A 15,480-nucleotide genomic window follows, 5' to 3' on the forward strand; every position below is an offset into this window, starting at 1 on the left:
CGTGGTGCCGGGATCCGCGGCGCCGCTCAGCGGCCGCCCAGCCCGGTGTGGGCGATGCCGCGGACGATGTGCCGTTGGAACAGGACGAAGACGATCAGCAGCGGCAGCGCGGCGAGGACCACGGTGGCCATGATCTCGGCGTAGCGCACGCCGTAGCTGCCCTGGACGGTGGCCAGCCCGACCGGCAACGTCATCGACTCGGGGCTGGCGGTGACGATGAACGGCCAGAGGAAGTTGTTCCACGTCGTGATGAAGGTGAAGATGCCGACCGCGGCCAGGACCGGGCGCGACAGCGGCAGCACGATCCGCCAGAAGACCCGCCACCGGCCCGCACCGTCCATCAGGGCGGCTTCCTCCAGTTCCCGGGGCACCCCGTCGAAGAAGACCTTGAGGATGTAGACCATCGCGGGCAGGACGGCCTGCGGGAGGATGACGCCCCAGGGCGTGTCCACCAAGCCGAAGAACACCATCTCCTGGAACAGCGGCACGATGAGGATCTCGGTGGGCACCAGCACGCCCGCGAGGACGAGCGCGAACAGCGCGCCGCGCCCGCGGAACCGGGTGCGCGAGAAGCCGTAGGCCGCGGTGCTCGACAGCAGCAGCACCAGCGCGGTGACCGCGCTCGCGGTGAACACGCTGTTGGCCAGCCAGTACCAGATCTCCTCGGTGGCCAGCACGCTGCGGTAGGCCTCCGCGGTGACCTCGCGCGGCAGCCAGCGCAGCGGGATCTCGGTGGTCTCGCTCTCCGGCTTCAACGAGGTCAGCACGGCCCACACCAGCGGCAAGGCCCACACCACCGCCAGCGCGAGAGCGATCAGGAGCAGCACCGCGTTGCCGGCGCGCGCCCGGGAACGGGTCAACGGACGTTCAGGCATGGCCGAGGCGCCCCTCTCGACGTCGTCGGATGCTGAGGTGCGCGGCGGTCAGCAGCAGCACCAGCGCGAAGAACACGTAGGACACCGCCGAGGCGTAGCCAATCCGGTAGTTGGTGAAGCCGTGCTCGTAGACGTACTGCAGGATCGGCCGGGTCGAGTGCTGCGGTCCGCCGCCGGTGATGAGGTAGAACTGGTCGAACACCTTCAGCGAGGCCAGCAGCTGCAGCACCGCGATCAGCCCGGTGGTGGGCCGCAGCATGGGCAGGGTGATGCCGAAGAACTGCTGCACCCGGCTCGCGCCGTCCAGCGAGGAGGCCTCGTAGAGGTCGCCGGGGATGGCTTGCAGCGCGGCGAGGTAGAGCAGGAAGTTGAAACCGGCCGTCCACCAGACGGTCGCCAGCACCACGCCCAGCATCGCCGCGACCGGCCGCGACAACCAGCCCACCGGCTCGGCTCCCACCATCCCCAGCAGCGCATCGGCGAGCCCGAACCCGGGCTGGTAGATCCACACGAAGATCAGCGCGATCGCCGAGGACGGCAGCACGTAGGGCGCGAAGAAGACCAGCCGCCACAGCCAGCGCGCCGGGGCCAGGTGGTGGGTCAGCAGGGCCATCAGCAGCCCGACCGCGATCAGCGGCGGCGTGCTGGCCAGCGTGAACACCACCGTGACGCCCAGCGAGCGCCACAGGGCGGGGTCGGTGAGCGCCTCGGCGAAGTTGGCCGCGCCGACGAACTCGCGGTCCCCGCCGACCAGGCTGGCGTCGGTGAACCCGTTGATCAGGCCCATTCCCAGCGGGACCACCAGGAACAGCGCGTAGACCAGCAGGAAGGGGGCCACGAACGCGAGCCCGGTTGCGGTGGCGTCGCGCGAGCGGCGGGGTGCCGCGGTGGACGAGGACATGGCGCGGACCTCCGTGGTGGCGTGCTCACGAGACCGGGTTGGGGGTGTCGAGCAGGTCCTGGACGAGCTGGTGGATCCGGGCCACCCCGCGCGGCACCGAGGTGCGCCCGTCCATCACCGGACCGAGGATCGCGGTCATCTCCGACCACAACCGCGAACCGGATCCGGCGAACCACACCTCCGGATCGAGCTGCACGTCGTCGATCACCGAGCGGTACAGCGACTGCGGGCGCATCCGCGTGTATTCCGGACTCCGCGCCACCGGGAGGTAGGCCGGGATGTGGCCGCCCTCCGCCCACGTGGCGCTGCGCGCGAGCAGGGCGGCGATGAACTCGTAGGCCAGCAGGTGCTCCTCGGCGCTGCGGTCGGGTCGCCGGGGCAGCACGAAGGCGTGCGAATCGGCCTCGGCCAGCGGCGGTCCGAACACGCCGGGGAACCGGGTCATGCTGAACGGCAGGCCGGAGTTCAGGAAGGTCTGCACTTCCCACTCCCCGTGCCAGAAGAACCCGGCCCGGCCGCTGCTGAACAGCGCGATCGCACCGTCGGCGCTCAGCCCGGTCGAGGCCAGGCCCTCGTCGCTGAGCGATTGCAGGAATCCCAGCACTCCGGTCAGCGCGGCGTCGTCGAGGGCCGAACGGGTGCCGTCCGGGGTGAGCAGGTCACCTCCGGCCTGCCGGTACAGCGACCAGAACAGCCGCCACGGCGTGACCCCTTCCCCGGCGGTCTCCACCAGCAGGCCGGGGGTGCCGGTGACCCGCCGGGCCGCGCGCAGCGCGGTGCGCACCGCCTCGGGGCCGTCGAGGGGCGGCAGCCGGTCCCGGTCGTCGAGCAGTCCGGCTTCGCGGCACACCTCGACGTTGTAGTACTGGACGAAGGGGTGGGTGTCCAGCGGGACCGCGAACAGCCGACCGTCGTGGTGGGAACGCCGCCACAGGCCGGCGGGGAAGTCCGCGCCGCCGATGCCCGCGCGGGCCAGCAGGTCCGGGCGCAGCGGGTCGAGCAGCCCACCCGGCGCGAAGGCGGGCAACCGCCCGAGGTGCAGGATCGCCACGTCCGGTGCGCGCTGCGCCGCGCCCGCCATCGCCAGCTTGGTGTAGTACCGATCGCCCCATTCCAGGGTCACTTCGTCCAGGTCGACGTGCGGGTTGCGGGCGCGGTACCCGGCCAGCATCCGCGCCATCGTCTCGCCGTCGCCCCCGCTGAACAGGTTCCAGTAGCGCAGGCTCGACCCGGGATCGGCGGTGCCGCAGGCGGCCAGTCCGGTCGTCGAGGCGGCGGCGAGACCGCCCGCGAGGCGCAGGAACCGGCGGCGGGGCAGCGGTGCGATGGCGGCGGGGTCGGGAGGAAGAGGCATCGTCGTCTCCTCGGTCGAACCTGGCTCCGCGTCCCGTTCCGGTTCGTTCCCGGGGGGCGCGCAGGTGGTCCGGCACCGCTGCGAGGACGCGGCGCGGGTTCTCGGCGGGCGGGTCGCTTCGTGGGCGGGCGAACGGGATCGGGTTTCCGGCGCGGCGCTGGGGCCGGCGCCGCACGGGCGACCACTTCCGCGGTGGCCGCGTCGTCGTGGATGTGAGCGCTAACATCGCGGTGCGACCGGACGCTACGGCGCGATGCCGCCGTGGGTCAAGTCACATCGTCGGCGAGCGGCCGAATCCCGGACGGGGCGTGCGCCGGTCGGAGCACATCCCCGGCCGCCGCGGGGAGCTGAGCCGCCTCCCGTCGTCGGCTCAGCCCCCCGCCGCCCGCCGACCGGCGGGCCCCGGCGACGCGAACGCGGTCAGCGCGCGAAGACCTGGTCGTCGTCGGCGAAGGCCTTGAACTCCAGGGCGTTGCCCGCCGGGTCGAGCAGGAACATGGTCCACTGCTCACCGGGCTCGCCTTCGAAGCGGACGTAGGGTTCGATGACGAACTCGGTGCCCGCCGCCCGCAGCCGGTCGGCGAGCTCGTGGAACTCCTGGATCGTCAGGATCAGGCCGAAGTGCGGCACCGGGACGTCGTGGCCGTCGACGGGGTTGTGGACGCGCCGGGCGCGCTCGGGCGCCACGTGGGTCACGAACTGGTGCCCCCGGAGGTTCCAGTCCACCCAGGTCGATGCGCTGCGTCCCTGCTCCAGCCCCAGGACCTCGCCGTAGAAGTGGCGCGCCGCCGCCAGGTCGTCGACCGGGACCGCGAGGTGGAAGCGCGGGATCGGGGAATCCAGGACCGTCATGGGGCACCTTCCGCCGTGGTGGGCCGCGGACCCGCTCATCGGGCTCCGCGATGTCTGAATGTTAACATTAGGACATCATCGCCAGGAGGAGCAATGACCGACCGAAACCGCGTCCGCCCCGCCCGCCGCCGAGGACTCGCTGAAGAGGTGGCCGACCGCATCCGCGACGCGATCTTCAGCGGCGCCTACGCCCCGGGCGTCCAACTGCGGGAGACCGAGCTCTCCGCGGCGCTGGACGTCAGCCGCGGCCCGGTGCGCGAGGCGCTGGTCCGACTGGAACGCGAAGGGCTCGTGCGCAGCGCCTGGCACCGGGGCGCCACGGTCACCGAACTGACCCCGGACGACGTCGGCGAGCTCGACAGCCTCCGCGGCGCGCTCGAACAACTCGCCGTGCGCGAAGTCCTGGCCCGCGCCGAGGAGCCGGACCTGGCCGCCGTGGACGACGCCGTCCGGGCGATGGAAACGGCCGCCACGCCGCACGAGATGGTCGCCTGCGACATCGCCTTCCACGACGCGCTCTACGCCGCGGCGCACCACCGGCGCCTGGCCGAGGCGTGGCAGGCGATCCGCGAGCAGGTGCACCTGTTCCTGCTGACCCGCGTGAACCGCAGCAGCGAGGGCTACCTCGCCCACGTCCCCGCCGAGCACCGCGGCCTGCTGGCCGCGCTCCGCGCCGGTGATGCCGAGACCGCGCTGGACCTCTTCGCCGACCACCGCCGCCACGCGTTCGAGGTGCTCAGCGACGAAGCGCCGCGGATCAGCTCCGCGCGGCGCGGTGGTCCGGACCGGTGAGCAGGTACTCGTGGTGCGTCCGGCCGTACTCCGGACGGGCGCCGGTGAACCGGAACCCGAGCTTGTCGAGCACCCGGGCCGAGGCGGGGTTCGCCGGGTCCACGACCGCCGTCAGCCGCGGCAGGCGCAGCTCCCGGAACGCCGCGTCGACGCACAGCCGCCCGACCTCCGTGGCGAGCCCCCGCCCCCAGCGGTGGCGGGCCAGCGTGTAGCCGAACTCGGCGCCCTCCTCGCGCGCCTCGAACCCGGCGTCACCGATGAGGCGGCCGGTCGAATTCTCGACCACGGCCCAGAAAGCGTAGCCGTGGACCCGCTGGTGCTCGATGTGCTCGTGCACCATCGCCGCGCTCTCGTCCTCGGTCGCGGGGTCGCCCCAGGCGACGTGCCGCATCACCGCGGCGTCGCCGTACACCTCGTGGATGGCGGGGAGGTCCTGCGGGCGGAAGGGCCGGACGTGCAGCCGCGCGCTGCGCAGCGGGAAGCGGAGGGGCACGCCGCGCACTGTCACCGCCGCCGCCTGCGGAGGTCAAGGGATTTTCCGCGCGCCGCCGGTCAGTCCGCGGCGGGCAGCGGGCGGACGGTGAGGATCTGCTGCGCGTGCCCGACCGGTCCGATGACGTCGTGCAGGACGGTGCTGGTGACGCCCTGGCCGGCCGGGCCGAAGACGACGGTGGTGTCCAGCCCGGTCCAGCGGCCCTCGGGCAGGCGGTGCAAGTGGACGGTCAGGTCGACGTTGGGGAACATCCACTCGGTCGGGTTCCTGCGGACGGCGATCCCGTTGGCGGTGTCGACGAGCGCGAGGTAGGACGCGAGCGGGCTCGCCGCCTCCCCGGCGACCAGGTCCAGCTCGGTGGAGATCCAGGCGGTGGTGCGGCCGGGCTGCGGCTCAGCGAGCGGCCGGACGTCCAGGGAGGCGATGAACCCGCCGGGCCAGAGCGAGCTCATCGGCCAAGGCGCGAGGGTATCGGGCGGGGTGAGGCGGTCCGCGCCGCCGCCGCTGACCGGCCCGGTGTCCAGGGTCGCCAGCAGCCAGGCGCGGGCCCGCACCACCGGGCGCCCGGCGATGAGCGCGGTGGCCTCGACCAGTTCGATCGTGCGCCCGGGTCGGACGGTCTCCACCCGGATCTCGCACTCGTCGGCGGCCAGCCGCCCGAGGATGTCGAAGCTGATCCGGCCGAGCACCATGCCGTCGTCGGGACGACCGGCCCGGTAGCCGTCGATGGCGTGGACCAGCAAGCCGCCCAGCGGGCTGAAGTGCTGCTCGGCGCGATCCCACGCGCCACCGGCGTGCGGGGTCGGCTTGTACCGGTGCTCGTCGATGCGCTCGAAGTAGCTGCTCGAAGCACTGGCGTCCACGGGTGCCTCCTGGCTGGTGGTTCGGCGGGCCGGGAAGCACTCTAAGGACTGTTTTCAGGATGGCTTGCGTGGCGGTGCGGGTGGCGGAACCTCAGCGGTCTTCTCGCTCCGGGCGCCCTTCTTGATGTATTCCAATACACGGCATCAGGGCGTCCTCGCGAGAAGACCGCTGAGAACCCGCCGCGGTGCCGGCTGACGGCCCCACCGCATGCGGCTCCGCCGCATTCCAAAAGGACCCCTAATCGGCGGCGGGAGGCCGGAGCACCGGCGCGCGGAGCTCAGCGGCCGGGCCGGTCGAGGCCCGCGGCGAGCTCGCCGATCGCCCGGTCGATCTCCGGGCGCAGCGCGTCGAGGGCGCCGGGTTCGCCCCCGCAGCCGAGCCACCGGTCCAGGATCACGCGGAGCGACGCCAACGCCGAGGCCGCGCACAGCGCCGGGTAGGCGGGGCGGTCCCGCTCGGCGTCGGGCCCGATGCGGTCGGCGATGGCGTCGGCGAGCGCCTGCTCCTGGGCGGTGATCACGGCCAGCTGGTGCGGGAGCAACGACGGTTCGCCGCGGATCAGCCGCAGCGCCTCGACGTAGTCGCGGCTGGCCGCGTCGTTCCGGTCCAGGACGACGAGCACCGCTTCGCGCAGCGCCCGCAGCACCGATTCGGTGCGCGGCCGCACCCGGAACTCGGCGATCAGCGCCTCGGCGCCGGCGGCCGCGGCGGCCAGCACCGCCTCCTCCTTGCTGGAGAAGTGGTTGAAGAACGTCCGCGGGGCGATGTCCGCCTCGGCCGCGATCTGCTCGACGGTGACGTGCTCGACGCCGTGGCGGACGGACAACCGCAGCGCCGCCTCACCCACGGCCGCCCGGGTGGCGCGCTTCTTGCGCTCCCGGCGACCCACCGCCGACGCGGCACCGCCGGCCGCATCCGGCGACGCGGGACGAGCCATGCCACCCCCTGCGTTCGCGCACCTGGTCGTCTGCGCGGCACATCATCCCACGCGCGGGAGCGGTCGGCGGCGGTCGTCGACGACGGCTAGGCCCACGTGACCGGCAGCGAGTGCACGCCGAAGATCAGCATGTCGTTGCGCAGCGGCACCTCCTCGGCGGGCACCGCGAGCCGGAGCCCGGGAAGCCGCCCGAACAGCTCGGCGAACCCGACGCGCATCTCGATCCGGGCGAGCTGCTGCCCCAGGCACTGGTGCACCCCGTGCCCGAAGGCGAGGTGCGGGGACCGGGCGCGGCGCAGGTCGAGCCGGTCGGGTTCGGCCCAGGACCGCGGGTCCCGGTTGGCCTCCGGAGTGGCGAGCACGACCGTGGAGCCGGCCGGGACGTCCACGCCGCCGAGGGTGACGTCCTCGGTGGCCACCCGGGTCACCCCGAGCTGGATGATGCTCAGGTACCGCAGCAGCTCCTCGACGGCGGCGTCGATCAGGCCCGGGTCGGCGCGCAGCGCCGCGAGCTGGTCGGGGTTCTCCAGCAGCGCGAAGGTGCCCAGCCCCAGCATGTTGGCGGTGGTCTCGTGGCCCGCGCCGAGCAGGACCAGGGCCATGTCGACGACCTGGGCGTCGGTCAGCGGCGGGTCGGCGTCGTGGACGAGCCCGGAGAGCATGTCGTCGGCGGGGTGGGCCCGCTTGTCGACCACGAGGCGCTGGATGAACTCGTAGAGCGCCGCACCGGCGATGGCGCGTTCCTCGTCGCTGCTGGTGACGTTGAGCGAGGTCGCCGTGTTCTCCTGGAACTCCGCGCGGTCGGCGTAGTCGACGCCGAGCATCTCGCAGATCACCAGCGACGGCAGCGGCAGCGCGTAGGCGGGGACGAGGTCGGCTTCGGTGCCCGCGGCGCGCATCGCCTCGACGTGCTCGACCGCGATCTCGGTGATCCGCGATTCCAGCGCCTTCATCCGCCGCACGGTGAACTGGCCGGTGAGCAGCCGTCGCAGCCGGGTGTGCTCGGGCGGGTCCATGAAGACGAACATGCCGTCCTCGCGGGCCTGCGCGGCGGCGCCGGTCGCGGACGCCGCTTCCGCCACCTCCCCCGGTTGCAACTGGGTCGCGTCCCGGTAGCGCATCCGGTCGGAGCTGAACCGCTGGTCCGCCAGCACCGAGCGGGCCTCGTCGAAGCCGGTCACCAGCCACGACCGCGCGCCGTTGAGCAGCGGCAGCGGCTGCACCGCCCCCGCACCGCGCCGCGCCGCCAGGCCCGGCGGCGGGTCGAACGGGCACCGGCCGCGCTCCACCATGTCCTCGGGCAGCACCCGGCGCATCGCCGTCGGGCTCTCCGCGGGTGCGCTGGGCCCGGCCTGCTCGTCGCTGATGCTCATCGGCACGTCCTCCCGGTGGTCTCGGCGCCGCGGCACGCGGCGGGAGCGGCCAGGCTACCGCCGAACTTGCACTTCGTGCATCGATGCATGAAGTGCAAGTTTCGGACGCCCGAGGACCTCGACTGTTGACCGCACCGGGGTGCGCAAATATTGTCTCGACTCACGTTTTAGTACAACCAATCGCTCCCGATGGATGTCTGGCGCACCGACCGGGAGCCTCGACGACGCAGGAGCGCACATGGCGATCACCGTCGATCGTTGCCCGGACGGAGCGGACGCGTGAGGGCCGGCGTGCTCGCCGCCCGGGTGGGCGCGGCCGCGGTCAGCGCACTCCTGGTCTGCGCGGGCCTGACCCAGGCCTACGAATCCGCGCAGGCCGGGACGGGGGTGCGGGACAAGCTGAAGATCATCGCGCCGGCCGCGCCGGGTGGCGGGTGGGACACCACGGCCCGGGAGTTGCAGCGCGCGGCGCAGCACAACGGGCTCAGCGAGTCCGTCGAGGTGCTCAACGTCGAGGGGGCGGGCGGCACGATCGGGCTGGCGCGCGTGGTGAACCAGTCCGGCGACCCGAACACCTTGATGCTGACCGGCACCACGATGCTCGGCGCCGTCGCGATCAACGGGACACCGCACCAGGTGTCGGACACCACGCCCATCGCCAAGATCACCGAGGACTACGACGCGATCGTGGTGCCCGCGGACTCCCCGCTGCACTCGATCCACGATCTGATGCGGCGGTGGGCGGACGACCCGGGCGCGGTCGCGGTCGGCGGCGGCTCGATCGGCAGCCTCGACCACCTGCTCGCGGGGTCCGCGGCGGGCGCGGCCGGAGCCGGGCCCGGCGGGCTCAACTACATCGCCTACTCCGGTGGCGGCGAGATGGTGGCCGCGCTGCTGGGCGGTCACCTCGACGTCGGGGTCGGCAACACCAACGAGATCAGCGACCAGGTGGCGGCGGGCGAACTGCGCGCGCTCGCCGTCTCCGCGCCGCACCGCACGCCCGACCTGCCCGGGGTGCCCACGCTGCGGGAGAGCGGCTTCGACATCGTGCTGTCGAACTGGCGGGGCCTGGTCGCCGCGCCCGGCATCGACGAGCGGCAGGCCCGCGACATCCGGGACTTCGTCCGCCGGCTGGTCGCGACCCCGCAGTGGCAGGACGCGCTGCGGCGCAACAACTGGGTCGACGCCTTCCAGACCGGTGCGGAGTTCGACCGCACCCTGCGGGCGGAAGCAGAACTGATTCGCGGCATCACGACGAGTTTGGGGCTGGCATGACCGAAACGGCTGCTCCCGGGCGGAGGTCCCCGCTCCGGCTCGGCGGTTCCACCGGAGCCGACTGGCTGCTCGCGGGGCTGGTCCTCGCGGTCGGCGCGTTCCTGATCGGACACGGGCTGCGGCTGCCGTTGCCGCTGGACGTCGGCCACCTCGGACCGCAGTGGTTCCCCATCGCGGTCGGCGCGCTGCTCCTGCCGCTGGCCGCCGCGCTGGTGGTGCAAGCCGTGCGCAGGCCCGTCGGCGACGCGACCAGCGAGAAGCCCGCGACCGACCGGCGCGCCCTCGGCCTCGTCGTGGCGTCGCTGGCCGCGCACCTGCTGGGCCTGTGGCTGCTCGGCTGGATCCCGGCGGGCGCCGTGCTGTTCTGGGGCGTCTCGTGGGCACTGGGCAGCCGTCGCCCGCTGTTCGACGCCGGTGTCGCGGTGGTGTTCTCCTGCACCGTCCAGGTCGCGTTCTCCGCCGGGCTCGGCATCGCCCTGCCCGTCGGGATGCTGCTGGAGGTGCGCTGATGGACACCTGGACGCTGCTGCTCGGCGGGTTCGCCGAGGCGCTGACACCGCTGAACCTGCTGCTGTGCCTCGTCGGCGTCGTGCTGGGCACGGCCGTCGGTGTGCTGCCCGGACTGGGCAGTTCGATGGCCGTGGCGATGCTGGTCCCGCTGACCTTCCGGCTGGAGCCGACCGGGGCGTTCATCATGCTCGCCGGGGTGTACTTCGGCGGGCAGTTCGGCGGCGCGACCACCGCGATCCTGCTGAACACGCCCGGGCAGTCGTCCTCGATGGCCACGGCCCAGGAGGGCTTCCTGATGGCGCGGCGGGGCCGGGCGCCGCAGGCGCTGGCCACGTCGGTGATCGGTTCGTTCGTCGGTGGCATCATCGCGTGCGTCGCCGTCGTGTTCTGCGCGCCCTTCCTGGTGGACTTCGCGCTGCGCTTCGGGCCGGCCGAGTACTTCGCGCTCGCGGTGACCGCGTTCGTGGCCACCGCGGCGGTGGTGGCCGATTCCGCGGTGCGCGGCGTGACCGCCCTCGGGATCGGGCTGGCCCTCGGGGTCGTCGGCATCGACCAGCAGACCGGCGTGGCGCGGTACACCCTCGGTTCGAGCCACCTGCTCGACGGGATCAGCGTGGTGGTCGTGACGGTCGGCTTGCTCGCCCTCGGCGAGGTGCTGCACGTCGCCGCCGGGGCCCGCGGGGCGCAGCGGCCGCAGGACATCGGCACCGGCCGCCCGTGGCTGGGCCGGGCGGAGGTCCGCCGCTCGTCCCTGCCGTGGCTGCGCGGCACCGCGATCGGTCTGCCGTTCGGCGCCATCCCGGCCGGCGGCTCCGAGATCCCCACGTTCCTGTCGCTGGGCCTGGAGCGGCGCCTGGCCCGGCGGCGGGGGCGCTCGGAGTTCGGCCGCGGCGCGATCGAAGGCGTGGCGGCGCCCGAAGCGGCGAACAACTCGACCACGGCCGTCTCCCTGGTCCCGCTGCTCGGGCTCGGCCTACCCACCTCGGCCACGACCGCGATCATGCTCGGCGCCTTCCAGCAGTACGGGATGCAACCGGGGCCGCTGCTGTTCCAGGACGAGGGCGACCTGGTCTGGGCGCTGCTCGCGAGCCTGTTCATCGGCAACGTGCTGCTGCTGGTGCTGAACCTGCCGTTCGCGCCGGTGTGGGCGAAGCTGCTGCGCCTCCCGCGGCACCACCTGTACGCGGCGATCGCCGTGTTCGCCTCGCTCGGGGCCTACTCGGCGAAGCTGGCGCTCTCGGACGTGGTGCTGGTCTGCGCGGTGGGCCTGCTGGGTTACCTGCTCCGGCGCACCGGGGTGCCGCTGGCGCCCGTGCTCATCGGCGTGATCCTCGGCCCCCTCGCCGAGCAGGAGCTGCGCCGGGCGATGGCCGTCGGTCAGGGCGACCCGCTGGTCCTGCTCGACAGCCCGATCGCCGCGGGGATGTACTCGGTCCTGCTCCTCGTGCTGGCGGTGTTGCTCGTCCTGCGGCTGCGCGCGAGGCGGAGCGCGAGCCGGGCCTGAGCGCTCGACCGGCCGCGGCGGGCCCCGGTCCGCCGCGGCCGATTAGCATGGCCCACGGCGACGAGCGCGACGAGGAGACCATGGCCCCCACCATCGCGATGCAGGTCATCGATCTGATCCGGCGTTCCGGTCTGGACCGGGGCGCGCACGTGCGGGAGCAGTGGGTGGCGGATTCGCTGGAGATCTCCCGTTCCCCGGTCCGCAAGGCGCTGGCCTACCTCGCCGAACTCGGCCTGGTCACCCGGGAACCGAACCGGGGCTACTTCCTCAACCGCGCCGCGGCCGAGCTGGCCCACGTGGACCTGGCAGCCGAGGTGGACGCCGAGGAGGCCGCCTACTTCAGGATCGGCGACGACCACCTGACCGGTCGGTTCGGCGGCGAGTTCACCACCGCGGAGGTCTCCCGCCGCTACGGGCTGACCACGCGCGAGGCCGAGCGCGTGCTCGGGCGGATGGAACGGGAGGACCTGGTCCGCCGCAGGCCGGGCCGGGGCTGGGCGTTCCAGCACGCCCTGGCCACCCCTGCCGCGCACGACCAGAGCTACCGGTTCCGGATGATCGTGGAGCCGGCCGCGTTGCTGGAACCGGATTTCCGGGTCGACGCCGAGAAGTTCGCGCTGCACCGCGGGCAGCAGGAAGCCCTGCTGCGAGGTGACGCGTTGCTGCTGCCCCGCGGGGAGCTGTTCCGCATCAACGCCGAATTCCACGAGATGGTCGTGGGGTGCGCCGGGAACGCCTACCTGCTGGAGTCGGTGTGCCGGGTCAACCGGGTGCGGCGGCTGATCGAATACCGGCACCAGACCGACCGGCAACGCCTGGTCCGCCAGGCCGAGGAGCACCTCGCGCTGCTCGACCTGCTGGAGCGCGGTGACCGCGAGGCGGCGGCGCGCTTCCTGCACGGCCACCTCGACGAGGTCCGCGCGCGCAAGACCGGGCTGCCCGGCGCGGATTCCTAGCCCGCGCGCGCACCGCTCCGGACGTCGAAAGCCCCCGGGGCCGTCGCGCGCCCCGAGCTACACCGCACCTCCCGGTGGCGATGAACGCGATCCGCATCGCATTTTGTACTAGTCCACCCGCAAGTACAATCATGTCATGGACATCGCCAGGACCGCTGAACTCGTCGTCGGCGGACGCACCTACCGGTACTTCCCGCTGGCCGGGCTCGCCTCCGAGCAGGAGCTGGCGGCCATGCCGTACGCGGTCCGCGTCCTGCTGGAGAACGTCGCGCGGCGGGCTCCCGACGCACTCCCGGCGGTGCTGCGGCGGGCGCGGGAACGCACCGGGCAGCGCTCCACCGCGCAGGACCCCACCCCGCAGTGCGAGGTGCCGGTGCACCCGAACCGGGTCATGCTGCACGACACCACCTGCCTGCCCGCGCTGGCGGACTTCGCGGGGATGCGCGACGGCGTCGCCGAACTCGGCGGCGACCCCGCGCGGCTCCAGCCCGCGATCCCGGTGGACCTCACCGTGGACCACTCCGTCATCGCCGAGGAGTACGGCACTGCGAGCGCGGCGCGGAACAACCTCCTGATCGACTTCCGGCGCAACCGGGAGCGCTACGAGTTCATCAAGTGGGCCGAGAGCAGCCTGGCGGACTTCCGGGTGGTCCCGCCCGGCACCGGGATCATCCACCAGGTCAACATGGAGTCGCTGGCCCGGGTGGTCTGGACCGACACCCGCGGGACACCGCCGGTGCTGCACCCGGACCTGCTGGTGGCGACCGACAGCCACACCCCGATGATCAACTCGATCGGCGTCGTGGGCTGGGGCGTGGGCGGTCTCCAGGCGCAGGCGGCGATGCTGGGCGAGCCGGTCGTGATCCCGTTCCCGACCGTGGTCGGCGTGCGGCTGCGCGGGCGGCTGCGCCGCGGCGTCACGGCCACCGACCTCGCGCTCACCGCGACGGAGGTGCTGCGCGCGCACGGCGTGATCGACAAGTTCGTCGAGTTCTTCGGCGAAGGGGCCACCGCTCTCGGGTGGGCCGACCGCGCCGCGGTGGCCAACATGGCGCCGGAGTACGGCGCCACCTGCGCGTTCTTCCCGTTCGACGACAACGCGCTGGACTACCTCGCGTTGACCGGGCGGGAACCCGCGCACCGCGACGTGGTCGCGGAGTACCTGCGCGCGCAAGGCCTGTACCGCACTCGCGCCGAACCCGATCCCGACTACGACGAGGTGGTCACCCTCGACCTCGACGCCGTGGAGCCGAGCCTGGCAGGCCCCCGGCTGCCGCACGAGCGCGTCCGGCTGTCGGAGGTCCCGAGCACCTTCCGCGCGGCGGTCGGCGAGCAGGCGGCGACGGCGGGCGGCTTCGACGAGCCGGTCCCGGCGGGCGGTATCGCCATCGCCTCGATCACGAGCTGCACCAACACCGCGAACCCGACGCTGATGGTGCAGGCGGGTCTGCTGGCGCGGCGCGCGCTGGAGCGGGGGCTGCGGGCGAAGTCCTGGGTGAAGACCTCGCTGTCGCCGGGATCGCGGGTCGTCAGCGATTACCTCGATGCCGCCGGGCTGCTCGCACCGCTGGCCGGGACCGGCTTCCACCTCGCCGGGTTCGGCTGCATGACCTGCATCGGCAACTCCGGGCCGTTGCACCCCGGGATGGACGAGCTGGTCGAGCGGGGCTTCGTCCCGACCGCGGTGCTGTCGGGCAACCGCAACTTCGCCGGGCGGGTCAACCCCAAGGTGCCGCTCGCCTACCTCGCCTCTCCCCCGCTGGTCGTCGCCTACGCCCTCGCCGGTTCGGTGCTGCACGACTTCACGACCACTCCGATCGGTCGGGACCGCACCGGAGCACCGGTGCACCTCGCGGACCTGTGGCCGTCCGACGACGAGGTCCGGCAGGTCGTCGCCGACCACGTGCGGCCGGAGCTGTTCCAGGCCAACACCGGCAGGCTGCGGGAGGGCACCGAGCACTGGCGAGCGCTGTCCGCGCCGAGCGGCACCCGGTTCCCCTGGGACGAGGGGTCCACCTACATCCGCAGGCCCCCGTACCTGACCGGACTCGCCCGCACGCCCCGCACCGAGCTCGGCTTCCGGCGCGGCCGGGTCCTGCTGTGGCTGGGCGACGACGTCACCACCGACCACATCTCCCCGGCGGGGGCCATCCCCGCCGACAGCGCCGCCGGGCGCTACCTGCGCGACCGCGGGACGCAACCGCACGACCTCAACCAGTACGCCACCCGCCGCAGCAACCACGAGGTGATGCTGCGCGGCGCGTTCACCAACCGCGCCGTGGTCAACCGGCTGCTGCCCACCGCGGAACCCGGCCTCGGCGGACGGGCGCACGACGCCTCCGGCGAGCGGGTGCTGCCCGTCCACGACGCCGCGATGTCCTGCCGCGAGGCGGGCATCCCGCTCGTGATCGTCGCGGGACGCAACTACGGGGCCGGATCGAGCCGCGACTGGGCCGCGAAGGCGCAGGCGCTGCTGGGCGTGCGCGCGGTGGTGGCCGAGAACTTCGAGCGGATCCACCGCAGCAACCTGATCGGCATGGGCGTGCTGCCCCTGCTGTTCGCGCCCGGGGAATCGGCCGATGACCACGGTTTCCGCGCCGACGACGAGATCGCGCTGTCCGTCCCGCGCCGGCTCGTCGTGGGGCACAACGACGTCACGATGACCGTCACCGGGCAGGACGGTGCGCAGCGGTCGCTCACCACGCGGTTGCGCCTGGACTCCCGCAGCGAGCTCGACTACCTGCACCACGGCGGCACCCTGCCCTACGTGGTCCGCGGCGCGCTCACCTGACCG

At 73.1% G+C, this 15,480-nt stretch carries 14 protein-coding genes; 6 read left to right on the forward strand and 8 right to left on the reverse strand.

Features of this window, described 5'->3' with window-relative positions; genetic code table 11:
- Nucleotides 1-26 precede the first annotated feature (26 nt).
- The 4 genes from ACQP0T_RS17240 to ACQP0T_RS17255 form a co-directional block, all read right to left on the reverse strand.
- Entirely contained in the window at nt 27-875 is an 849-nt protein-coding gene (locus ACQP0T_RS17240) for a carbohydrate ABC transporter permease (protein WP_433868992.1), read from the reverse strand.
- Nucleotides 868-1,776, reverse strand: coding sequence for a carbohydrate ABC transporter permease (locus ACQP0T_RS17245; RefSeq protein WP_433868993.1), 909 nt, complete (start codon nt 1,774-1,776; stop codon nt 868-870). The genes ACQP0T_RS17240 and ACQP0T_RS17245 overlap by 8 nt, the downstream gene beginning before the upstream one ends.
- Nucleotides 1,777-1,801: 25 nt before the next feature.
- Complete coding sequence (locus tag ACQP0T_RS17250; RefSeq protein WP_433868994.1) at nt 1,802-3,130, reverse strand: extracellular solute-binding protein; 1,329 nt, start codon at nt 3,128-3,130, stop codon at nt 1,802-1,804.
- A gap of 420 nt (nt 3,131-3,550) precedes the next feature.
- On the reverse strand, nt 3,551-3,982 hold the full coding sequence (locus ACQP0T_RS17255; protein ID WP_433868995.1) for a VOC family protein: 432 nt from the start codon (nt 3,980-3,982) through the stop codon (nt 3,551-3,553).
- A 93-nt stretch (nt 3,983-4,075) separates the two neighbouring features.
- Here ACQP0T_RS17255 and ACQP0T_RS17260 point away from each other — a divergent pair, with 93 nt between their 5' ends.
- Entirely contained in the window at nt 4,076-4,774 is a 699-nt protein-coding gene (locus ACQP0T_RS17260) for a GntR family transcriptional regulator (RefSeq protein WP_433868996.1), read from the forward strand.
- Here ACQP0T_RS17260 and ACQP0T_RS17265 read toward each other — a convergent pair.
- The 4 genes from ACQP0T_RS17265 to ACQP0T_RS17280 all read right to left on the reverse strand — a co-directional run bounded on the left by ACQP0T_RS17265 (nt 4,740) and on the right by ACQP0T_RS17280 (nt 8,441).
- Nucleotides 4,740-5,267 carry a GNAT family N-acetyltransferase gene (locus tag ACQP0T_RS17265; RefSeq protein ID WP_433868997.1) on the reverse strand — a complete coding sequence of 176 codons (528 nt, stop codon included), beginning with the start codon at nt 5,265-5,267 and terminating at the stop codon, nt 4,740-4,742. The genes ACQP0T_RS17260 and ACQP0T_RS17265 overlap by 35 nt on opposite strands.
- 59 nt (nt 5,268-5,326) lie before the next feature.
- Nucleotides 5,327-6,130, reverse strand: coding sequence for a thioesterase family protein (locus ACQP0T_RS17270; RefSeq protein ID WP_433868998.1), 804 nt, complete (start codon nt 6,128-6,130; stop codon nt 5,327-5,329).
- Nucleotides 6,131-6,408: 278 nt separating this feature from the next.
- Nucleotides 6,409-7,068 (reverse strand): TetR/AcrR family transcriptional regulator, encoded by a 660-nt coding sequence (locus ACQP0T_RS17275; RefSeq protein WP_433868999.1) that lies wholly within the window; start codon nt 7,066-7,068, stop codon nt 6,409-6,411.
- A gap of 86 nt (nt 7,069-7,154) precedes the next feature.
- Nucleotides 7,155-8,441 (reverse strand): cytochrome P450, encoded by a 1,287-nt coding sequence (locus ACQP0T_RS17280; RefSeq protein WP_433869000.1) that lies wholly within the window; start codon nt 8,439-8,441, stop codon nt 7,155-7,157.
- Between the two features lie 279 nt (nt 8,442-8,720).
- Here ACQP0T_RS17280 and ACQP0T_RS17285 point away from each other — a divergent pair, with 279 nt between their 5' ends.
- The 5 genes from ACQP0T_RS17285 (at nt 8,721) to acnA (ending at nt 15,477) form a co-directional block, all read left to right on the forward strand.
- Entirely contained in the window at nt 8,721-9,716 is a 996-nt protein-coding gene (locus ACQP0T_RS17285) for a Bug family tripartite tricarboxylate transporter substrate binding protein (protein ID WP_433869001.1), read from the forward strand.
- Nucleotides 9,713-10,225, forward strand: a complete 513-nt coding sequence (locus tag ACQP0T_RS17290) for a tripartite tricarboxylate transporter TctB family protein (RefSeq protein WP_433869002.1) — start codon at nt 9,713-9,715, stop codon at nt 10,223-10,225. The genes ACQP0T_RS17285 and ACQP0T_RS17290 overlap by 4 nt, the downstream gene beginning before the upstream one ends.
- A complete protein-coding gene (locus ACQP0T_RS17295; RefSeq protein ID WP_433869003.1) occupies nt 10,225-11,730 on the forward strand; it encodes a tripartite tricarboxylate transporter permease in 1,506 nt (501 codons plus the stop codon). The genes ACQP0T_RS17290 and ACQP0T_RS17295 overlap by 1 nt, the downstream gene beginning before the upstream one ends.
- Nucleotides 11,731-11,777: 47 nt before the next feature.
- Nucleotides 11,778-12,686: an FCD domain-containing protein gene (locus ACQP0T_RS17300; protein WP_433869004.1), complete on the forward strand. Its 909-nt coding sequence runs from the start codon at nt 11,778-11,780 to the stop codon at nt 12,684-12,686.
- Nucleotides 12,687-12,822: 136 nt separating this feature from the next.
- Nucleotides 12,823-15,477 carry an aconitate hydratase AcnA gene (acnA, locus tag ACQP0T_RS17305; RefSeq protein WP_433869005.1) on the forward strand — a complete coding sequence of 885 codons (2,655 nt, stop codon included), beginning with the start codon at nt 12,823-12,825 and terminating at the stop codon, nt 15,475-15,477.
- Nucleotides 15,478-15,480: the final 3 nt, after the last annotated feature.

It is taken from the genome of Saccharopolyspora sp. CA-218241 (genome assembly GCF_050954615.1).
Classification (GTDB): Bacteria; Actinomycetota; Actinomycetes; order Mycobacteriales; family Pseudonocardiaceae; genus Saccharopolyspora; species Saccharopolyspora cebuensis.